Source organism: Caulobacter sp. 05T431, assembly GCF_056665975.1.
This window is the reverse complement of sequence record NZ_JBFTKU010000029.1, coordinates 56,725-76,247: the sequence shown is the minus strand read 5'-3', so window position 1 is coordinate 76,247 and position 19,523 is coordinate 56,725. Positions and strand designations below refer to the sequence as shown.

Sequence of the window (19,523 nt, the reverse complement as noted above, 5' to 3'; positions counted from 1 at the left end):
CCCTCTCCGCGACGCCGAACGGCCCGGACGCCTCGTGCGCCCGGGCCGTTCTGTTTTCGCCCGCTAAGGCTTGGCGGTGCTCAGCACGAAGGTCGCCGCGTCGGGGAAGTTGGCGACGACCACGTACATCTTCAGGTTCGGATAGGCGGGCGAGACATAGGTGCCCTTCTGGATCAGCTGGTTGTCCTCGGCGGTCTTCACGAAGCCCGAGCCGACGGCGATGCCGGCGTGGATCATGATGTTGCGCAGCATCGTGGAGAAGGCGGCCGGGTCGCCGGTGACCGGCTGGGCGCCGTCGTAGTAGCCGACCTGGCAGTAGCCGTCCTGCGGCGACTGGGCCAGGTACAGGCGGGCGGTCTGAGGCGAGACCCAGACCTTGGTGGCTGGTCCCTGCCACAGGGCCTTGATCGAGGGCGGCGCTGGCTGCCAGTTGAAGGTGGCGGCTGTCGAGGCGATCGCCGCGACATTGGTCCCGGCCGGCAGGCAGACGCTCTTGAAGACGTCGACCACCTGCTGCCGATAGGTCGGCACGGCCTGGGCCGAGCCGACGGCCAGGAAACCGGCCAGGGTCAGGATGGTGGCTAGAACGCGCATCGCGGCTCCCCCGGCGCCGACGGGCGCGGACCCAGACTAGCCGCAATCCACCCTCGGGAGAACATTGTTATCCAGACGACCTGGAAGCGAGACGCCCTGGTCGCGCGCCGACGCCGGACATCGGGAATTGCGGGGGCCGAACGAGGTCTTTGCCGTATGGCGGCGCCGGGTCGACGACGGGAGAGTGGGGCGTCCCCGCCGCGCGAAACCTGGGGGCCGCTTGCGAGGAGGGTTCGATGACCTTGGCGGAACTGGTTCCCCTGGGCGTCAAGGTCAGCATCGTGGCGATCGTCTTCGCCCTGGGCCTGAACGCCCGCCCCAAGGACCTTCTCCATCTCGTCCGGCATCCGGCCCTGGCGGCGCGATCGGCCCTGGCGATCATGCTGGTCATGCCGATCGTGGCCGTGCTGCTGGTCAAGTTMGTGGGCCTGTCCGCCCCGGTGGCCATCATGCTGATCGCCCTGTCCCTGGCCCCGACGCCGCCGATCCTGCCGCGCAAGCAGCTCAAGGCCGGGGGCGACGCCAGCTACGCCATCAGCCTGCTGGCGACCATGGGCCTGGTGTCGATCCTCTGGATCCCCCTGGCCCTGGAGCTGATCCAGCGGGTGCTGGGCGTGCCGCTGGACATCGCCGCCCCCAAGGTGGCGTCCGTGGTCGCGGTCACGATCCTGGTCCCGCTGCTGGTCGGGATCGCCCTGGCCTTCTTCGCGCCGCCCCTGGCCGCCAAGCTGGCGCCGATCGTCTCCAAGGCCGGCCTCCTGCTGCTGGTGGTGGTCGCCCTGCTGATCCTGGTCAGCCAGTGGCGGCACATGGCCGGTCTGGTGGGCGACGGCACGGTGCTGGCGTTCGTGGCCTTCGTGGTCGTCGGCCTGGCCGTGGGCCACGCCCTGGGCGGCCCCGACCCCGGCGACCGCACCGTCCTGGCCCTGGCGACCGCATCGCGGCATCCGGGCCTGGCCCTGGCCGTCGCCCACGTGAACTTCCCCGAGTCCAAGGCGCTGGTTCCGGCCGTGCTGCTGTTCCTGATCGTCAACATCGTCGTCTCGATCCCGTACGTGACCTGGCGCAAGCGCTCCGGCGCCGCCGGAGCGGTCGATCTCGGCGTCTGACGACCACGCCCCGAACGCGAAACGGCCCGGACGCTCTCGCGCCCGGGCCGTCTTGCCTTCGGCGATGAAGCCGGTCGTTAGACCGCTTCGACCGCGTGTTCGGCCAGGATCGTGAAGCCCTCGGGACCGACGTCCGCGAAACCGCCCTGGATGTCGAACAGGCGCACGGTCGAACCGTCGCGCACCGTGACCCGGCCCTCGCGCAGGGTGGTCATGAACGGGGCGTGGTTCGGCAGGACGCCGAAATCGCCTTCCGTGCCCGGGGCGTCGACTTGGTCCACCTCAGCGGAGAACAGTTCGCGCTCGGGCGCGACGAGGGAGAAGTGCAGCTTGGCCATCAGTCGTAGGTCTCCACGGCGCCCAGGGCCGCTTCGATGTCTTCATCGGTCTGGATCTCGGTCCCGCAGAACGGGCAGAAGCGGATGGTGGCCAGCACCGTGCCCGTCTCGCCGTCCGCTTCCCGCTGACCCAGGTTGAGGAGGATCAGGCCGCTGTCATGCTCGATGAGGGAGGCCTCGGGGTCCGAAGACACCGCCTCCTCCAGCTCCTCGCAGCAGAAGCCGATCTGATCCTCGAAGTCGGTCATCAGGCTTCGCCAGCCATCTTCTCGGCCTTGGCCACGGCTTCCTCGATCGGGCCGACCATGTAGAAGGCGCCTTCCGGCAGGTGGTCGTACTCGCCGTCCACGATGCCCTTGAACGAGCGGATGGTGTCCTTCAGCTGGACGAAGGCGCCCGGCGTGTTGGTGAACTGCTCGGCGACGTGGAACGGCTGGCTGAGGAAGCGCTGGATCTTACGGGCGCGGGCGACCGTCAGCTTGTCCTCTTCCGACAGCTCGTCCATGCCCAGGATGGCGATGATGTCCTTCAGGGCCTTGTACTGCTGGAGCACTTCCTGGACCGAGCGGGCCACGTTGTAGTGCTCTTCGCCGATGACCAGCGGGTCCATGATCCGCGAGGTCGAGTCCAGCGGATCGACGGCGGGGAAGATGGCCTGGGCGGCGATGTCGCGCGACAGAACGGTGGTGGCGTCCAAGTGGGCGAACGAGGCGGCCGGGGCCGGGTCGGTCAGGTCGTCGGCGGGCACGTAGATGGCCTGGACCGAGGTGATCGAGCCCTTGTTCGTCGAGGTGATRCGCTCCTGCAGGTTGCCCATCTCGGTGGCCAGGGTGGGCTGGTAGCCCACGGCCGAGGGGATGCGGCCCAGCAGAGCCGACACTTCGGCGCCGGCCTGGGTGAAGCGGAAGATGTTGTCGACGAACAGCAGCACGTCCTTGCCTTCTTCGTCACGGAAGTATTCCGCGATCGACAGACCGGTCAGGGCGACGCGGGCGCGGGCGCCCGGGGGTTCGTTCATCTGGCCGTAGACCAGGGCGCAGCGGCTGCCTTCGGTCGAGCCGTTGTTGGCCTTCGGGTCGACGTTGACGTTCGACTCGATCATCTCGTGATACAGGTCGTTGCCTTCGCGGGTGCGTTCGCCCACGCCGGCCAGGACCGAGTAACCGCCGTACGCCTTGGCGATGTTGTTGATCAGTTCCTGCATCGTCACGGTCTTGCCGACGCCGGCGCCGCCGAACAGGCCGATCTTGCCGCCCTTGGTGTAGGGGCACATCAGGTCGATGACCTTGATGCCCGTGACCAGCACTTCAGCGGTGTTGGTCTGGTCGGCGAACGACGGGGCGTCGCGGTGGATCGTGCGGTAGATGTCCGACTGGATCGGGCCCTGCTCGTCGATCGGCTCGCCGATGACGTTCATGATGCGGCCCAGGGTGCCGGGACCGACCGGAACGCGGATCGGCTCGCCGGTGTCGCGCACGGCCTGGCCGCGGACGAGACCTTCGGTCGCGTCCATGGCGATGGCGCGGACGGTGTTCTGGCCCAGGTGCTGGGCGACTTCGAACACCAGGCGCTGGCCCGAAGCGGTGTTGACCGTCTCCAGGGCGTTCAGGATGGCCGGCAGCGGGCCTTCGAACTCGACGTCGACGACGGCGCCGATGACCTGCACCAGCTTGCCGGTGGCGGCGCCGATGGTGGCGGCGGCCTTCGGAGCGGCGGCCTTGGCGGCGGCCGGAGCCTTGGGAGCAGCCGCCTTCTTGGCGGGAGCGGCGGCGGCGGCCTTCGGAGCGGCGGCAGCCTTCGGGGCGGCGGGCTTCTTCACGGCGGCCGGCTTGGCGGCGGCGGCGGGAGCCTTAGCGGGGGTCTTGGCCATGGCGTTCAGGGTCTTTCGTACGGGCTCGTGCGGCGTTTTATGGTTGGGTTCAGGATCAGACGGCTTCGGCGCCGGAGATGATCTCGATCAGCTCCTTGGTGATCTGAGCCTGGCGGGAACGGTTGTATTCGAGGGTGTAGCGCTTGATCATATCGCCCGCGTTGCGCGTGGCGTTGTCCATCGCCGTCATCTGGCTGGCGTAGAAGCCGGCCATGTTGTCGAGCAGGGCCGACAGGATCTGGACCGTCAGGTTGCGCGGCAGCAGGGTCTCGAGGATGGCCTCTTCCGAGGGCTCGTACTCGTAGACGGCGGCCGGACCCGAGGTCGGCTCGGCGCCCTCGATCACGGCCGGGACCAGCTGCAGGGCGGTCGGGACCTGCTGCACCACCGACTTGAAGCGGCTGTAGAACAGGGTGACCACGTCGACCTCGCCGCCTTCGTAGGCGCGGATGACGACGTCGGCGATCGGCTGGGCGACCGACAGGGTGAACTGGCGATAGGCCGACAGGTCGAAGTTCTCGACCACCTTGTCGCCGTAGGGGCGCTTCAGCTGGGCGGTGACCTTCTTGCCGACGCAGACGATCTTCACGTCCTTGCCGTCGCGGATCAGGGTGTCGATCCGCTCGCGCGCGGCGCGGACGATCGACGAGGTGAAGCCGCCGGCCAGGCCGCGGTCGGCGGCGGCGACGATCACCAGGTGACGGTCGTCACGGCCGGTTCCGGCCAGCAGGGCCGGAGCCCCGTCGCCGGACACGCCGGCGGCCAGGTTGGCGATGACGTTCGACAGACGCCGAGCGTACGGACGGGCGGCTTCCGCCGCGTCCTGGCTCCGGCGCAGCTTGGCCGCCGCCACCATCTGCATCGCTTTCGTGATCTTCTGCGTCGCCTTGACGCTCGAGATCCGATTGCGCATTTCCTTTAGGCTTGCCATCCGCCTATCAGACCTTCCTAAACAACCACCAGGTGCTGTCGTCCATCACGGTCGTTCTTCTCCAGAAGAACCCGTAATCGACCAACTGCAGATCTGGGAACATATCCATGTAGAGCGAGCCGAAATCGTTCTTGAACAGAAGATCTTGCTCGCCACGGTAGGTAATCGTTTCGGCCTTCGGCGAAAAATACTCGGAGCAGAAGACGTACTTGGAAGCCACGCGGTGCACTTCGCGCATCGTCGCCTCCAGCTGGCTGGGATCGACGTGGATCAGGACGCCGGCCGTGAAGGCCATGTCCACCGCGCCGTCGGCCAGCGGGATGCTGTGACCGAAACCCTCGAACAACCGCTCGGCCGGCAGGACGCCGTTCTCGATCAGCTGCTTGCGGGCCGAAGCATTGGGCTCGATGGCCCATTGCTCCATGTCCGACAGGCCCTGGATGCCCAGGAGGTTGAGGCCGACGTTCGGCCCCACTTCCAGGACGCTCTTGGGCATGTCGCCGGTCATGCGCGAAAGCACCTCGCCCCAAACCCGGGTGCGGCCGCGAACGGCCTCGACGGTGGCGCCGCTACGTTGCGTGTAGCGGTCGCCGAACTCGCCGGACCATGCGTCCAAGGATTTGGGGTGATCAGCCATCGATCAGCTAGGCAAAGGTCGCCGAGAAGCTGTCGAGCGCGCTCTTCAGCGTGTTCTCCAGGTCCTTGTCGAGGGCCTTCTTGGTGCGGATGCCGTCCAGCAGGTCCTTGTGCTGGCTGTGCAGACGAGCCAGGAACTCGCTTTCGAAGCGGCGGACCGACGAGGTCGGGATCTTGTCCAGATAGCCGCGCGTGCCGGCGTAGATCACGCAGACCTGCTCTTCGACCGATTGCGGGGCGTATTGCGGCTGCTTCAGCAGCTCGGTCAGGCGCTCGCCGCGGGCCAGCATCTTCTGGGTCGAGGCGTCCAGGTCCGAGCCGAACTTGGCGAAGGCGGCCATTTCACGATACTGGGCCAGCTCGCCCTTGATCGGGCCGGCGACCTGCTTCATCGCCTTGATCTGGGCCGACGAGCCGACGCGCGACACCGAGATGCCGACGTTCACGGCCGGGCGGATGCCCTGGTAGAACAGGTCGGTTTCCAGGAAGATCTGGCCGTCGGTGATCGAGATCACGTTGGTCGGGATGTAGGCCGACACGTCGTTGGCCTGGGTTTCGATGATCGGCAGAGCGGTCAGCGAACCCGAACCGTTGTCTTCGTTCAGCTTCGCGGCGCGTTCCAGCAGGCGCGAGTGCAGATAGAAGACGTCGCCCGGATAGGCTTCGCGGCCCGGCGGGCGGCGCAGCAGCAGCGACATCTGGCGGTAGGCGACGGCTTGCTTGGAAAGGTCGTCATAGATGATCAGGCCGTGCAGGCCGTTGTCGCGGAACCACTCGCCCATGGCGCAGCCCGAGAACGGGGCCAGGTACTGCAGCGGGGCCGGTTCCGAGGCCGAGGCCACGACGACGATCGTGTATTCCAGGGCGCCGTGCTCTTCGAGCGTCTTGACGATCTGGGCGACGGTCGAACGCTTCTGGCCGATGGCGACGTAGACGCAGTAGAGCTTGGCGCTCTCGTCCTTGCCGGCGTTGGCGGCCTTCTGGTTCAGGATGGTGTCGATGGCGACGGCGGTCTTGCCGGTCTGACGGTCACCGATGATCAGCTCGCGCTGGCCGCGGCCGACCGGGATCAGGGTGTCGATCGACTTCAGGCCGGTCTGCACGGGCTCGTGCACCGACTTGCGCGGGATGATGCCCGGGGCCTTGACGTCGACGCGGCGACGCTCGGTGTATTCGATCGGGCCCTTGCCGTCGATCGGCTCGCCCAGCGGGTTGACCACGCGGCCCAGCAGGCCGCGGCCGACCGGCACGTCGACGATCTCGCCCAGACGGCGGACTTCGTCGCCTTCCTTGATGGCCTGGTCCTGGCCGAAGATCACGGCGCCGACGTTGTCGCGCTCGAGGTTCAGGGCCATGCCCTTCACGCCGGCCTTCGGGAACTCGACCATTTCGCCGGCCTGGACATTGTCCAGACCGTAGATGCGGGCGATGCCGTCACCGACGGACAGCACCTGGCCGACGTCGGAGACGGCGGCTTCTTCGCCGAAATTGGCGATCTGCGACTTGAGGATGGCCGAAATCTCGGCGGCGCGGATGTCCATGGCTGTCTTGGGCTCTCTGCGATCTATTTTTTGGGCGCGCTTATACGCTTAAGCGCGCTTGAGGGCGAATTTCAGGGAATCGAGCTTCGAACGGAACGAGGCGTCGAACAGGCGGGAGCCGACACGCACCTTGATGCCGCCCAGGATGGACGGATCGACGCGGGTCGAGATTTCGGGGGTCTTGCCGACGGCGGTGGCCACGGCGGCCGACACGCCCTTCAGCTGGGCGGCGGTCAGGGCCTTGGCGGTGACCACTTCGGCGGTCACGACGCCGCGGTGCTGGGCCGACAGCTCGACGAAGGCGCTGATGGCGCCCAGCAGGTCGCCGGCGCGGCCGTTGCTGGCGACCAGGCCCAGGAACTTGGCGGTCAGCAGCTGGAACTTGGCCTTGGTGGCGACGGCGACCAGGCCCTTGGCCTTGTCCTCGGCCGAGAAGGCGGGGCTCTCGATCAGCCGGCGCAGGTCGGCGCTCTCGGCCGCCATCGCCCGCAGGGACTTCAGGTCGGCCTCGACCTTGGTCAGCTGGTTGCTCTCGATCGTCAGTTCGAACAGGGACTGCGCATAGCGCTGACCCGCATCCGTCGCCTTGGTTTCGTCCGCCACTTGTTCCGCCCGGTGCGTTGCAATCGCCGCGGACAAGAAGATTAACCCTCATCCCGGCTTAAAGGCTTGAGCGCGCTTGGAAAAAGCGCATGGACGGCCGGCGCTGACGCGCTGCCCTGTCCGAAGCCGCGCGCCTGATAACACGCAGCCTTCGCAGTCGCAACCAAGGCCAATGCGTAAGGGGCGCCGCGTTTCGTAAAACCGGTCCGGCTACGCTTGGGTGACCCTGCGGAACACGGCCGAGGCGGCGGCGACCAGGTTTCCGTCGTCGGTACGGAGCTCGGCCTGGGCGAAGACCAGGCTGCGGGTCGAGCGCTCGATCCAGGCCTTGCCGGCCAGGGCCCCGTCCGCGACGGACGCGCCGTAGTCGACGGTCATCGAGGTCGGTTCGGCGTCGGGCCCGGCGATCTGGCGCAGGGCGTCTTCCAGCAGGGCGGCGGTCGAGGTGCTCATGACGGGGTCCATAAAGCGTTTTCAAGCGAAGTGGATACCGGTTCGCGTGAAGAAAGCGCGCGCCTGAAATCTAAAGCGGGTTCGGAAGCGAACGCGCTTTAGTCCTAGTCCGCCGAAAGAAAAAGGGCGGCGGAACCAGCCCGCCGCCCCATCAGGCGAATGCTCGAGGAAACAGCCGGACAGGGCGGGGGAGCCCCAGAACGTCCGGGTAGATAGAGACGCTTACTTCGCGGCCGTCTGCACGCCGGCCTTGGCCGAGGCGTTGCAGCGGGTCAGGTCGTCAGCGTCCAGCGACTTGGTGTCGCCGCCGAAAGCGGCCACGGGGCCGACTTCCTTGGCGAGCGCCTTGCACGCCAAGGCGGTCAGGGCCCGCGACGGGGCGGCGGTCGAGACGCACTCGGCGCCGTCGCAGACGAAGACCGCGCCGCCGGCGACGACCTTGGTCTTGGCGGCGACCGGGTTTTGCAGGGCGACGGCGATGCGGCCGTCGGCGAAGGCCGAGCCGGCGAACAGGCAGGTCGTCAGGGCGGCGGCAGCCGCCAGGGATTGGAGCTTCATCAGAGAGCCCTCCAGCGTGTACAGGGGAGTAGAGATCGAATGATCGGCGATAAGCTGTACTGGTCGCCCTGACCCGGGGATGTCAGCACCGGTATCCCCACCGATGCTTCGGATCAGAACTAAGCACTGCTTAGATATCAGCGTTCAGAAATTGCGCAAGCGGAATTTATTTCGCATGAGCATTTTTTAATGAAACGCGGCGTTTTTTCCGGAAACGGCCGGACGCCGGCGAGGAAACGGCGCGCGCCCGGAGAAAACGGCGCGATCAGGCGCGGCCCGCCGCCCTGTCATAGAGCTCCGCGATCGTCGCCACGGCGCTCTCGGCCTCGGCCCGGTCCGGCCGTTCGACGTCGATCCCGTAGCCCCACATGTCGCTGTCGCCGACATATTGCACGACGATCCCGTCCGGGCGCGGCAGCACCGAGACATGCTTGTAATAGACCCCGTAGTGGACCTCGGGCTGGGCGGCCAGCCAGGCGATCTGGCCGCGCACCGGGGTGATGGTCTCGTCCTTCCACAGCGCCCGCGCGCCATAGCCGGTGCAGTTGACCACCACCGGCTCCTTCAGCCGCGCCAGGTCGGCGGGGGTGTCGAAGGTCATGGCCACGATCCTGCCGCCCTCGGACAGGAAGTCGTTGGTCAGCATGTGGGCCAGGTCGGTGACGTTGAACTGCATCGAGGTCCCGTGCCGGACCCGCTCGACCGGGAACGGATGCGAGCCCGCCGGCAGGTCCTGGAAGCCCGGCACGATGTCGTGCAGCCGCTCGCCGTATTCGGCGAAGTGGATCGACCCGGCGGGGCGGGGTCCGCGCGGACCGCCGCCGGCCCCGCCGCCGAAGAGCGTGTAGCGGTCGCTCCACGACACCGGCTCGCCGGGCAGGCCCAGCAGGGTCTGGTAGGTGGCGTAGGAGGTGCGGGCCATCTCCTCCCAGAGGGCGGGGAAGCCGGGCGCGACCTTGTCGGCGTCGGCGACGCGCGAGTCGGGCGACCAGGTGCCGGTGGCCCGGAACGACCGGGTTTGGGGCGTCCGGTCCTTGGCGTAGATCGTCACCTTGGCCCCGGCCCGCTGCAGCAGCAGGGCCGAGGTCAGGCCCAGGGCGCCGCAGCCGATCACCGCGACCTCCTTGGTCCCGTCCTCCAGGGCCTTGCCGGCGGCGATGGCGCTCGAGCCCCACGACAGCGACCAGCCGCTGCCGCCGTGGCCGTAGTTGTGCACCACGCGCTTGTCGCCGACGGTCTCGACGTCCAACCGTGGTCCGGCGGCCCGGAACGGCCGCAGGCAGACGGTGATCTTGGTGATGCGGTCGGCGCTCATCCGCAGTGGCGCAAGCGGCGGGACGACGAAGGCCGGACGGGCGGGGGCGATCAGGCCGCCCGAGGTTCCGCCCTGGGTCACGCAGCCGGCCAGGCTGGTCGCGCCCAGCCCGCCCAGTCCCGCCAGCACGGCGCGCCGGCTGCTCGTCGTGATCATGGACGCCTCCCCCATACTGACCCGCGCCGACCCTAACCAGGGCCCCGGCCTCCCGCCAAGCGCGTTCCCCCACGTCACGGTTGTCGTCCGCCCGAAGGGGGGCGCATGCTGCTTTTCAAGGCTCACAGAAGCTTCGAGGAGACGCGGTCATGGACTTCAATCCGCCGGCGGAACTGACGGCCTATCTGGCGACTCTGGACGCGTTCATCGCCGACACGATCGCGCCCCTGCAGGCCGAGCACGACAACGAGCGTTTCTTCGACCACCGCCGCGAATGGGCCCGCACCGACTGGGACGGCGGCGGCCTGCCGCGCCGCGAGTGGGAGGAACTGCTGGCCAAGGCCCGGGGCCTGGCCGACGCCGCCGGCCACTACCGCTTCGCCCTGCCCAAGGCGTACGGCGGCCAGGACGGGTCGAACCTGTGGATGGCGGTGATCCGAGAGCACCTGGCGGCCAAGGGCCTGGGCCTGTTCAACGACCTGCAGAACGAGCACTCGATCGTCGGCAACAATCCGTTCGTGCTGATGATCCGCGACTTCGGCCGGCCCGACCAGCAGCACCTGATCCCCGACATGCTGGACCGCCACGCCTTCCGCCCGACCTTCGGCCTGACCGAGCCCAACCACGGCTCGGACGCCACCTTCATGGAGACCCGCGCCGTCCGCGAGGAGCGCCACGGCCAACAGGGATGGCGGATCGACGGCGAGAAGATGTGGACCACCGGCATGCACGTGGCCACCCACTGCGCCCTGTTCGCCCGCACCGGCGGCGAGGACGGCGACGCGCGGGGGATCACCTGCTTCCTGGTCCCGGCCCACGCGCCGGGCGTGAAGATCGAGGAGTACCTCTGGACCTTCAACATGCCCACCGACCACCCGCGGGTCAGCTTCACCAATGTCTGGGTCCCGGACGAGGCGATGTTCGGTCCCGAGGGCGGCGGCCTGGCCCTGGCCCAGCACTTCGTGCACGAGAACCGCATCCGCCAGGCGGCCTCCAGCCTGGGGGCGGCGGTCTTCTGCATAGAAGAGAGTGTGAAGTACGCGCGCACGCGCAAGCCGTTCGGCAAGGCGCTGGCCGAGAACCAGGCGATCCAGTTCCCGCTGGTCGAGCTGGCCACCCAGGCCGAGATGCTGCGCCTGCTGATCCGCAAGACCGCCTGGGAGATGGACCAGATGACCAAGCCGGAGGTCGAGAAGCGGCTCTCCGACAAGGTGTCGATGTGCAACTACTGGGCTAACCGCCTTTGCTGCGAGGCCGCCGACCGGGCCATGCAGGTGCACGGGGGCCTGGGCTATTCGCGCCACAAGCCGTTCGAGCACATCTACCGTCACCATCGCCGCTACCGGATCACCGAGGGCAGCGAGGAGATCCAGATGCGCAAGGTCGCCGCCTGGCTGTTCGGCTACATCGGCCCGCGCAAGGCGGCGTTCGCGGCCGAGGGACTGTAGGTCGGGTCGCCGCCGAGCTGCCAGTCTTCATCCCGCCGCCGGCTCGGGCTTCGGAAAGACCCATCGACCCTCCCGCACCTCCGCGCGCGGCCGATAGAGGCGCACAAGGTAGTTCCAGTCCGGGGGAACCGAGAGGCAGTTGCCGGCCGGTCCGTCGCATCCACCGAACTGCACCGTGATGGAGCCGTCGGCGTCCCTCTCGGCGGTGACGCTGTTGATGGTGTAGCTGTCCCGGCCGTTGTGCTCGAAATAGCCGGCCGCGTTATAGATGCTGATCGACCAGAAGCCGTCGACCGGCACGTCCTTGACCGTCAGCCGATGGACGGTCCGGCCGTCGTTGGCCTCCGGTTGACCGCCGATGTACATCGCCTCGGAATCCGGATTGCCGCCCCAGCCCGCTGCGGCGCCGACCAGGCGGCGAAACGGATCGACCTCCGTCCGCGAACCGAACGCGTGCTCGAAGTTCGAGAGCCCCGAGCCCAGCACCTTCAGGGCGTCGCGAACCTCGGTCAGGCTGGCCTGGTCCCAATCGGGAAAATCGGCGACTCCGGCCCCGGCCTGGGTGACGGTCACCGCGTCCTGCAGTCGATGAACCGCCTTCAAGTCGGCGTCGTCGGTCGGATCGACCAACGTCCGCACCAGCGCGGCGACATATCGCGTGCCGATGTCGGCCTTGGTCAGGACCCTGCGGGCCGGCGCGTGCTCGACGCCGTGCGTATAGTGGTCCTCATCGATGATCTGCAGCGCCATGTACCGCGCGCCGGCGTCGGGCAAGGTGATCGTCACATCGCCGGCGTCCAGGTCGAAGAGTCCCTGACTGTACAGCGTGTCGCGATTGAGCCGGACGACATCCTGCTTGTCGATCGCGGCCGGCTCCCTGACGTGGAAGAATTTCCCGAGCGCTCCGTTCCTGACGAAGCCGAGCATGTAGTTGTCGGTTTCGGCCCGGACGAAATTGTCGGCGTTTACAATCACGGACATGACGCGCCCTTCCTGTGGACCCGCCACAGGATCAAGGGCGACGGCGACCGCCCGCAATCGGGGAAACCCCCGCAGCCAGGGCATGGAAACCCGTGGGCCCGTGCTTTGGAGCGTCCCTACGCGCCTGACGTTTCCATGATGACAAGCGCGCGCATTGCGTGAAAATACAAGCTCAGGTCGTTATCGCATTTGCATCGGCGGGACGCGCGTCGTTAGTGTGCCTGGAACGCCGCCATACTTGGATCCAACCCGGTTCGAAGGGACTTCCATGCGCATGCTCAGAACCCTCACCCGTCTCGCCCCGGTCTTCGCCGCCGCCGTCTTGCTGGCCGGCTGCGGGATCAACACCATCCCCACCCAGGACGAGGCGACCAAGACCGCCTGGGCCGAGGTGCAGAACCAGTATCAGCGCCGCTCCGACCTGATCCCCAACCTGGTGGCGACGGTGAAGGGCTATGCGGCCCAGGAGAAGGGCGTGCTGGTCGAGGTCACCCAGGCGCGCGCCAGCGCCACCCAGGTCAAGGTCGACGCCTCGACCATCACCGACCCGGCCCAGTTCCAGCAGTACGCCGCCGCCCAGGACAAGCTGTCGGGCGTGCTGGGCCGACTGATGATGATCCAGGAAAGCTATCCGGAGCTGAAGTCCAACCAGAACTTCCTGGCCCTGCAGAGCCAGCTGGAAGGCACCGAGAACCGCATCTCGATCGCCCGGCGCGACTACAACAACACCGCCCAGGTCTACAACACCACGCTGCGGACCTTCCCCAGCATCATCTGGGCCAAGACCCTGTATGGCAGCCAGAAGCCGGCCCAGCTGTTCCAGGCCACGGCCAACGCCCAGTCGGCGCCCAGCATCGACTTCAGCGCCCCGCCTGCCCCGGCCGCCAACACCGCGCGTCTCGCGCCGCGACGGAGGGGGCGTCTCCGCGCGCCTGGACAACGGGAAGGGATGGGTCGCCGCGCTCCTGGCGTGGGCGATCCTGGCCTTCGCCCTCCCCACGCTGGCCCTCCCCACGCCGGCCCTGGCCGCCGCCCCGACCTTCCCGCCCCTGACCGGACGCGTGGTCGACGGCGCGAACATCCTGTCGCCGCAGGTCGAGGCCGAGCTGACGACCAAGCTGGAGAACCTGGAGAAGACCACCGGCCGCCAGCTGGTGGTGGCCACCGTGCCCAGCCTGCAGGGCTATGAGATCGAGGACTACGGCTACCAGCTGGGCCGCGCCTGGGGCATCGGCGAGAAGGGGACCAACACCGGCGCCCTGCTGATCGTCGCCCCCGCCGAGCGCAAGGTGCGGATCGAGGTCGGCTACGGCCTGGAGCCGATCCTGACCGACGCCCTGTCCAKCGTCATCATCCAGACGGCCGTCCTGCCCAAGTTCAAGGCCGGCGACCTGGAGGGCGGGGTCACGGCCGGGACCGACGCGATCATCCAGCAGCTGGGCCTGCCCGACGAGGAGGCCAAGGCCAAGGCCGAGCAGGCGTTCAAGGTCTCGCACCAGGCCGAGCGCAACGCCGGGCCCTCGCCGATCCTGGTCCTGATCGTGCTGTTCATCGTCATCGTGATCCTAAGCAACATGTTCAGCCGGCGCGGCCGGCGCGGCGGGCTGGGCTCGGCCCTGCCCTGGATCATCCTGAACGGCATGCTGAGCGGCGGCCGGGGCGGCGGCGGAGGCTTCTCCGGCGGCGGGGGAGGCGGCGGCGGCTTCTCGGGCGGCGGCGGTTCGTTCGGCGGCGGCGGTTCTTCGGGGAGTTGGTGATGCACACGCTTTCGCAGACCGACCAGGAGCGCATCGCCAAGGCCGTGGCCGAGGCCGAGAAGACCACCGCCGGCGAGATCTATTGCGTGCTGGCCCCCGAGGTCGGCGACGACCGCGCCGTGCCGCTGATCTGGGCGACCAGCGCGGCCCTGCTGCTGCCGGCCCTGGCCCTGCTGGCGGGCTTCCGCCCCGAGATGCTGAGCCGGCTGTTCGGCGGCTGGAGCGTCGGCCACGAGGCCGCCCACGACGTGGCCATCCTCTCGGCCCTGCTGACCTATGTCGGCCTGCAGGCGGCGATCTTCGCGGTCACGGCCGCCCTGGTCTCGATCCCCGCCGTGCGCCGGGGCCTGATCCCGGGACCCGTCAAGACGGCCCGGGTCCGCCACGCGGCCATGGACTATTTCCTGGCCAAGGACCTGCACCTGACCCGCGAGCGCACCGGCGTGCTGATCTTCGCGGCCCTGGCCGAGCACCGCGTCGAGGTGATCGCCGACGCGGGGATCCACGCCGCCGCCCCGACGGCGGTCTGGGACGAGGTGGTGGCCGACCTGGTCGCCGGCCTCAAGCGCGGGGCCGTGGCCGACGGCTTCGTGGCCGCCATCGCCCGCACCGGCGCCATCCTGGCCGCCCACGTCCCGCCGCGCCCGGGCGACGTCAATGAACTGCCGGACGGCCTGACGGTGCTGCCACGATAGGACAGTCGCGCGGGCTACATCCGCCGCCGTCGCGCGTTCTGGGCGTGACGACCAGGAGGACCCGATGAGCCAACAGGACGACTTCACCGCCTTCCTCGATCAGCGCCGGCGCGTGGCCCAGGCCTATGTCAACGGCGACGCCGGACCGCTGGGCGAGATCGCGACCCAGGCCAATCCGGCCACCTTCTTCCCGCCGCGCGGCGGGCGCGAGCAGGGCGCCGGCCACGTCACGGCGGTGAACGCCCGCGGGGCCCGCAGCATGCAGGCCGGCGGCGAGACGACGCTGGAGATCCTGCACAGCCAGGCCAGCGGCGACCTGGCCTATTGGACCGGCCTGCAGCACGCCAGCGTGCTGTTCGCGGGCGAGGACCAGGCGGTGGAGATGCACCTGCGGGTGACCGAGGTCTTCCGCCGCGAGGACGGCGACTGGAAGATGATCCACCGCCACGCGGACATGCTGGTCGAGCCCGAGCCGAAATAAGATCGGGGACACGCCCCAAACCGGGGACACGCCCTCGCGGCGTGTCCCCAAGTCCTGGCTCCGTGGATGCCGATAGGGACACGCCCAAGGGCGTGTCCCCAACCCAGGCCTAGAACGACTTGCGGATCGTCAGGCCCGCGGTGCGCGGCTGGCCGATCGTGTAGCCCAGCCGCGCCCGCCCGCCGCGTTCGCGGTCGAATGACAGCAGGGCGTTCTCGTCGGCGACGTTGTTGACGTAGACGATGACGTCCAGGCCGTTGTCCATCTGCACGCCGGCGCTGAGGTTGATGATGTCGTAGCTGGGCAGCTTCAGGTTCAGGGTCGTGGCGTCGTTGCCCGAGGCCCCGCCGAACGGCAGGCCCGAGACGAACGAGCGCGGGTTGTCCTCCTGGTCGCTGGGCTGGGTGTAGCGGCTGCCCACGTGCTGGAACGAGGCGGTGACATAGCCATCCATGGTCGCGGTCAGGCTGCGGGTATAGGTGGCGTTGACCGAGATCTGGAACTTCGGCACCGACGGCAGGCGGTTGCCGTCGCGGATGCCGCCGATCACCGCGCCCGTGCCGTCCGTGACCGTGGAATCGAACTCGGCCTCCACCAGGCTGCCCGAGACGCCCAGGTCGAAGCCGTTGGCCAGGCGGGCCGTCAGCTCGCCCTCGACCCCCATGGTGTGGGCCTTGGGCACGTTGAACACCACGCGCGACGAGCACGAGCCGGCGTCCAGGGTGGTCTGCAGGTTCTTGATGTCGGTGTAGAACGCCGCGCCGTTGAAGCTGACACGCCCGAACCGCGACTTCACTCCGCCCTCGTAGTTCCACAGGGTCTCGTCGTCATAGCTCTGGTAGCCGCCGAAGATGGCTTCGTCCTGCGGCGAGCACAGGGGCAGGTTCAGCGGGTCGTTGACCCCGCCCAGCCGGAAGCCCTTGGAGGCCTGGGCGTTGAAGGTCAGGTCCGGATTGGCCTTGTAGCTGACCAGCAGGCGCGGAGTGAAACCGTCGGACGAGGTCTTGTCGGTCTGGTCGTCGCCGTTGGCGAACAGGCCGCCCGAGGTGAACCGGCGTTCCTCGTTAAAGTCGTAGTAGCGGCCGCCGGCCGTGACCGTCCACTTGTCGATCTCGTAGCTGGCCTCGCCGAACACCGCCTTCTGCTTGATGTCGTAGGGCAGCGAGGCGTTGTAGGGCGAGTTGGCCGGGAAGCCGTTGGCCACGGCGGCCGAGGTGCCCGCCCCCAGGGTCGCGTCGGTGTAGGCGTCGTAGCCCGGCGTCGGCAGGCGCTGGTTATAGACCCGGTCGACCTTCGAGTAGAACGCCCCGACCAGCCACTGGAACGGGCTGTMGCTGTGCGAGCTGAGGCGCACCTCCTGGGTGAACTGCTCCAGGTCGGTGGTGTCGACCAGCTTGGACGGCAGGGTGACCGCCGCGTCGGGGAAGCCCAGGTCCACCGAGACGCTGCCGGTCAGGGCGCTGGCGTCGCGGTTCACGTCGATCTTGCGGTCGATGTAGCTGGTGACCGAGGTCAGTTCGACGGTGTCGAAGCCGAAGCTGGCGGTCAGGTCGCCCAGGAAGGTCTTGTCGCCGAAGCTCTCGTCCAGCAGCAGGTACTGCTCGCGCTCGCCCATCGTGATCGCCGGGCGGGTGGTGGTGAATGGGTTGGCGAACAGGTTGAACGCCTCCTGCCGGTTGAAGCCGCCGGCCTTGATCTCCTGATAGACCAGGCGCGGGGTGATGCTGATGGTCTCGGTCGGCTGGAACAGCAGCGAGACCCGGCCGCCGCGACGGGAGCCGTCATTGACGTTCTTCTTGCGTGTCCCGCCCTCGCCCAGGGCGTCGACGAAGCCGGCGTATTCGGTGTCGTAGCCCACCACCCGCAGGGCGGCCTTGTCCGACAGCGGCAGGTTGACCATCCCCTTCAGATAGCCGCCGACGTCGCCGCCCTGCAGCACGTTGAAGTTGGCCTCGACCATCGCCTGCTGGTCGGTCAGCTTGGGCTGGTTGGTGATGTAGCGGATGGTGCCGCCCACCGAGCCCGAGCCGAACAGCGTGCCCTGCGGTCCGCGCAGGGTCTCCACACGGTTCAGGTCGAACAGGTCGACGTCGGGCGTGAACAGCGACAGCGAGATCACCGACTCGTCGAGATAGACTCCGACCTGCTCCTTCACCCCCGGCTGGTCGCGGACCACCTGGCCGGCCGAGACGCCGCGCACGGCCACCTGGCTCTGGCCCGGCCCCAGGTTCTGGATCGTCAGGCCGGCCACGTTGCGCGACAGGTCCTCCAGCGTCACCGCGCCGGTCTTCTGGATGTCGGCCTCGGTCTGGGCGTTGATCGAGAACGGCACGTCCAGGATCGTCGCGTCGCGCTTGGTGGCGGTGACGACCAGTTCGTCGACCGTGTTGTTGCTGGCGTTGGACTGCTGGGCCAGGGCGGCCACGGGCGAGGCGATCGACGCCGCCGCCAGAGCGGACGCGGCCAGCCATGCCTGCCGCCGGTGCTTTACAGAACGCATGAATTCCTCCCGCTTTCGGTTTTCAGCGGCCATTTAAAATTATAATTTTCGGCCACAACCTAAGCGTTCTTTCTCGAATCATCGAAAGTCAACGCCAAACAAGATCATTGCCATGGCGCAATGATCTTTCCCCGCACGCGTGGATTACGGGCAACAATGTCCAAGGAGTGCTTGGCGGGTGGCACATCTCAATGGTCAAGCTCTAAGGCTTTTCCTGCCAAGCGTTACCGCTATCGGCCCCTCTTCCGCTTTACGTTCGCGTGACCTTTCGCGCCGGGAAATCCCGGTCTAGGGTGGCCGCCAATTCAAACTAACGTTTTAAAGGGGAGTGCGCCCAATGCGCGAAGCGGTCATCGTCTCTTACGCCCGGACGGGCCTGGCCAAGTCCAACCGCGGCGGGTTCAACAACACCCACGGCGCGGCCATGGCCGGCCACGCCATCCAGCACGCCGTGTCGCGCGCCGGGCTGGAAGGTCCGGAAGTCGAGGACGTGGTCCTGGGCTGCGGCGGTCCCGAAGGCGCCACCGGCATGAACGTGGCCCGCAACGCCGCCATCTGGGCCGGCCTGCCGGTCACCACCTCGGGCCAGACCGTCAACCGCTTCTGCTCGTCGGGCCTGCAGGCCATCGCCACCGCCGCCAACTACGTGCGCAACGACGGCGCGCCGGTCGCCATCGGCGGCGGGGTGGAGTCGATCTCGCTGGTGCAGGGCGGCGGCCACATGAACCGCTTCCACATCACCGAAGACAAGCTGATGAAGGAGAAGCCGGCCCTGTGGATGGCGATGATCGACACCGCCGACATCGTGGCCAAGCGCTACAACATCAGCCGCGAATACCAGGACGAATATTCGCTGCGCAGCCAGCAACGCATCGCCGCGGCGCAGGCCGCCGGCCTGTTCGACAACGAGATCGTGCCGATGGCCACCAAGATGAAGGTGGTCAACAAGGAGACCAAGGAAGAGAGCCTGGTCGACTACGTGGTCACCAAGGACGAGTGCAATCGTCCCGAGACCACCCTGGAGGGCCTGGCCAAGCTGGAGCCGGTCAAGGGTCCGGGCAACTTCATCACCGCCGGCAACGCCAGCCAGCTGTCGGACGGCGCCGCCGCCGTGGTGATCATGGACGCCAAGGAGGCCGCCCGCCGCAACCTCGAGCCGCTGGGCCTGTTCAAGGGCTTCGCCATCGCCGGCTGCGAGCCCGACGAGATGGGCATCGGCCCGGTCTTCGCCGTGCCGCGCCTGCTGGAGCGCCACGGCCTGAAGGTCGACGACATCGACCTGTGGGAGCTGAACGAGGCCTTCGCGTCGCAGTGCCTCTACAGCCGCGACCGCCTGGGCATCGACCCGGAGAAGTACAACGTCAACGGCGGCTCGATCGCCATCGGCCACCCCTTCGGCATGACCGGCGCCCGCTGCGCCGGCCACCTGCTGCTGGAAGGCAAGCGCCGCAAGGCCAAGCTGGGCGTGGTGACGATGTGCATCGGCGGCGGCATGGGCGCCGCCGGGTTGTTCGAAATCTTCTAAGTAACGACTGGGGACAGGCGCATGCGCCTGTC

Annotated in this window: 19 protein-coding genes and 1 pseudogene; 7 read left to right on the top strand and 13 right to left on the bottom strand. The window is 68.0% G+C overall.

Annotated elements, in window-relative coordinates; all coding sequences use genetic code 11:
* Positions 1–63: 63 nt before the first annotated feature.
* Positions 64–594, bottom strand: a complete 531-nt coding sequence (locus tag AC1U89_RS22275; protein WP_479901821.1) for an NMCC_0638 family (lipo)protein — start codon at positions 592–594, stop codon at positions 64–66.
* Between the two features lie 236 nt (positions 595–830).
* On the opposite strand from AC1U89_RS22275, the gene AC1U89_RS22270 reads away from it, so the two are divergent.
* A complete protein-coding gene (locus tag AC1U89_RS22270; RefSeq protein WP_479901820.1) occupies positions 831–1,703 on the top strand; it encodes a bile acid:sodium symporter family protein in 873 nt (290 codons plus the stop codon).
* A 77-nt stretch (positions 1,704–1,780) separates the two neighbouring features.
* Here the strand turns inward: AC1U89_RS22270 and AC1U89_RS22265 are convergent, their stop codons facing one another.
* The 10 genes from AC1U89_RS22265 to AC1U89_RS22220 all read right to left on the bottom strand — a co-directional run bounded on the left by AC1U89_RS22265 (position 1,781) and on the right by AC1U89_RS22220 (position 10,104).
* Positions 1,781–2,041: an ATP synthase F1 subunit epsilon gene (locus AC1U89_RS22265; RefSeq protein WP_479901819.1), complete on the bottom strand. Its 261-nt coding sequence runs from the start codon at positions 2,039–2,041 to the stop codon at positions 1,781–1,783.
* Positions 2,041–2,289, bottom strand: coding sequence for a hypothetical protein (locus AC1U89_RS22260; RefSeq protein ID WP_479901818.1), 249 nt, complete (start codon positions 2,287–2,289; stop codon positions 2,041–2,043). Before AC1U89_RS22260 ends, AC1U89_RS22265 begins: the two co-directional genes overlap by 1 nt.
* Positions 2,289–3,911: a F0F1 ATP synthase subunit beta gene (gene atpD, locus AC1U89_RS22255; RefSeq protein WP_479901817.1), complete on the bottom strand. Its 1,623-nt coding sequence runs from the start codon at positions 3,909–3,911 to the stop codon at positions 2,289–2,291. The genes AC1U89_RS22260 and atpD overlap by 1 nt, the downstream gene beginning before the upstream one ends.
* A 55-nt stretch (positions 3,912–3,966) precedes the next feature.
* Positions 3,967–4,842, bottom strand: a complete 876-nt coding sequence (locus AC1U89_RS22250) for a F0F1 ATP synthase subunit gamma (RefSeq protein WP_479901816.1) — start codon at positions 4,840–4,842, stop codon at positions 3,967–3,969.
* Between the two features lie 7 nt (positions 4,843–4,849).
* Entirely contained in the window at positions 4,850–5,479 is a 630-nt protein-coding gene (locus AC1U89_RS22245) for a pseudaminic acid biosynthesis-associated methylase (protein ID WP_479901815.1), read from the bottom strand.
* 7 nt (positions 5,480–5,486) lie between these two features.
* Positions 5,487–7,019, bottom strand: a complete 1,533-nt coding sequence (gene atpA, locus AC1U89_RS22240) for a F0F1 ATP synthase subunit alpha (protein WP_479901814.1) — start codon at positions 7,017–7,019, stop codon at positions 5,487–5,489.
* Between the two features lie 48 nt (positions 7,020–7,067).
* Entirely contained in the window at positions 7,068–7,622 is a 555-nt protein-coding gene (locus AC1U89_RS22235; RefSeq protein WP_479901813.1) for a F0F1 ATP synthase subunit delta, read from the bottom strand.
* Positions 7,623–7,832: 210 nt separating this feature from the next.
* A complete protein-coding gene (locus AC1U89_RS22230) occupies positions 7,833–8,075 on the bottom strand; it encodes an acyl-CoA thioesterase domain-containing protein (protein ID WP_479901812.1) in 243 nt (80 codons plus the stop codon).
* Positions 8,076–8,297: 222 nt separating this feature from the next.
* Entirely contained in the window at positions 8,298–8,633 is a 336-nt protein-coding gene (locus tag AC1U89_RS22225) for a DUF8200 family protein (RefSeq protein ID WP_479901811.1), read from the bottom strand.
* 265 nt (positions 8,634–8,898) lie between these two features.
* Positions 8,899–10,104 (bottom strand): FAD-dependent oxidoreductase, encoded by a 1,206-nt coding sequence (locus AC1U89_RS22220; protein ID WP_479901810.1) that lies wholly within the window; start codon positions 10,102–10,104, stop codon positions 8,899–8,901.
* A gap of 149 nt (positions 10,105–10,253) precedes the next feature.
* On the opposite strand from AC1U89_RS22220, the gene AC1U89_RS22215 reads away from it, so the two are divergent.
* On the top strand, positions 10,254–11,552 hold the full coding sequence (locus tag AC1U89_RS22215; RefSeq protein WP_479901809.1) for an acyl-CoA dehydrogenase family protein: 1,299 nt from the start codon (positions 10,254–10,256) through the stop codon (positions 11,550–11,552).
* A 27-nt stretch (positions 11,553–11,579) separates the two neighbouring features.
* On the opposite strand, the gene AC1U89_RS22210 is transcribed toward AC1U89_RS22215, so the two are convergent.
* Positions 11,580–12,533 (bottom strand): DUF1254 domain-containing protein, encoded by a 954-nt coding sequence (locus AC1U89_RS22210; RefSeq protein ID WP_479901808.1) that lies wholly within the window; start codon positions 12,531–12,533, stop codon positions 11,580–11,582.
* A gap of 268 nt (positions 12,534–12,801) precedes the next feature.
* Between AC1U89_RS22210 and AC1U89_RS22205 the strand changes: the two are divergent.
* The 4 genes and pseudogenes from AC1U89_RS22205 to AC1U89_RS22190 form a co-directional block, all read left to right on the top strand.
* A pseudogene (locus AC1U89_RS22205) lies at positions 12,802–13,431 on the top strand (LemA family protein); the annotation flags it as partial.
* Positions 13,432–13,510: 79 nt separating this feature from the next.
* The gene (locus AC1U89_RS22200) at positions 13,511–14,290 is read left to right on the top strand and encodes a TPM domain-containing protein (RefSeq protein WP_479901829.1); all 780 of its coding nucleotides are present in this window, start codon (positions 13,511–13,513) and stop codon (positions 14,288–14,290) included.
* Positions 14,290–14,985, top strand: a complete 696-nt coding sequence (locus AC1U89_RS22195; protein WP_479901807.1) for a TPM domain-containing protein — start codon at positions 14,290–14,292, stop codon at positions 14,983–14,985. Before AC1U89_RS22200 ends, AC1U89_RS22195 begins: the two co-directional genes overlap by 1 nt.
* A gap of 64 nt (positions 14,986–15,049) precedes the next feature.
* Positions 15,050–15,466: a YybH family protein gene (locus AC1U89_RS22190; RefSeq protein WP_479901806.1), complete on the top strand. Its 417-nt coding sequence runs from the start codon at positions 15,050–15,052 to the stop codon at positions 15,464–15,466.
* Between the two features lie 109 nt (positions 15,467–15,575).
* On the opposite strand, the gene AC1U89_RS22185 is transcribed toward AC1U89_RS22190, so the two are convergent.
* Positions 15,576–17,966, bottom strand: a complete 2,391-nt coding sequence (locus AC1U89_RS22185) for a TonB-dependent receptor (RefSeq protein WP_479901805.1) — start codon at positions 17,964–17,966, stop codon at positions 15,576–15,578.
* 337 nt (positions 17,967–18,303) lie between these two features.
* Here AC1U89_RS22185 and AC1U89_RS22180 point away from each other — a divergent pair, with 337 nt between their 5' ends.
* Entirely contained in the window at positions 18,304–19,491 is a 1,188-nt protein-coding gene (locus AC1U89_RS22180) for an acetyl-CoA C-acyltransferase (RefSeq protein ID WP_029910840.1), read from the top strand.
* Positions 19,492–19,523: the final 32 nt, after the last annotated feature.

Coding starts and splice junctions, on each gene's coding strand:
- AC1U89_RS22210 (WP_479901808.1), bottom strand. CDS start 12,533: ATGTCCGTGATTGTAAACGCCGACAATTTCGTCCGGGCCGAAACCGAC.
- atpA (WP_479901814.1), bottom strand. CDS start 7,019: ATGGACATCCGCGCCGCCGAGATTTCGGCCATCCTCAAGTCGCAGATC.
- AC1U89_RS22190 (WP_479901806.1), top strand. CDS start 15,050: ATGAGCCAACAGGACGACTTCACCGCCTTCCTCGATCAGCGCCGGCGC.
- AC1U89_RS22250 (WP_479901816.1), bottom strand. CDS start 4,842: ATGGCAAGCCTAAAGGAAATGCGCAATCGGATCTCGAGCGTCAAGGCG.
- AC1U89_RS22230 (WP_479901812.1), bottom strand. CDS start 8,075: ATGAGCACCTCGACCGCCGCCCTGCTGGAAGACGCCCTGCGCCAGATC.
- AC1U89_RS22265 (WP_479901819.1), bottom strand. CDS start 2,041: ATGGCCAAGCTGCACTTCTCCCTCGTCGCGCCCGAGCGCGAACTGTTC.
- AC1U89_RS22245 (WP_479901815.1), bottom strand. CDS start 5,479: ATGGCTGATCACCCCAAATCCTTGGACGCATGGTCCGGCGAGTTCGGC.
- AC1U89_RS22215 (WP_479901809.1), top strand. CDS start 10,254: ATGGACTTCAATCCGCCGGCGGAACTGACGGCCTATCTGGCGACTCTG.
- AC1U89_RS22195 (WP_479901807.1), top strand. CDS start 14,290: ATGCACACGCTTTCGCAGACCGACCAGGAGCGCATCGCCAAGGCCGTG.
- AC1U89_RS22180 (WP_029910840.1), top strand. CDS start 18,304: ATGCGCGAAGCGGTCATCGTCTCTTACGCCCGGACGGGCCTGGCCAAG.
- AC1U89_RS22260 (WP_479901818.1), bottom strand. CDS start 2,289: ATGACCGACTTCGAGGATCAGATCGGCTTCTGCTGCGAGGAGCTGGAG.
- AC1U89_RS22275 (WP_479901821.1), bottom strand. CDS start 594: ATGCGCGTTCTAGCCACCATCCTGACCCTGGCCGGTTTCCTGGCCGTC.
- AC1U89_RS22225 (WP_479901811.1), bottom strand. CDS start 8,633: ATGAAGCTCCAATCCCTGGCGGCTGCCGCCGCCCTGACGACCTGCCTG.
- AC1U89_RS22220 (WP_479901810.1), bottom strand. CDS start 10,104: ATGATCACGACGAGCAGCCGGCGCGCCGTGCTGGCGGGACTGGGCGGG.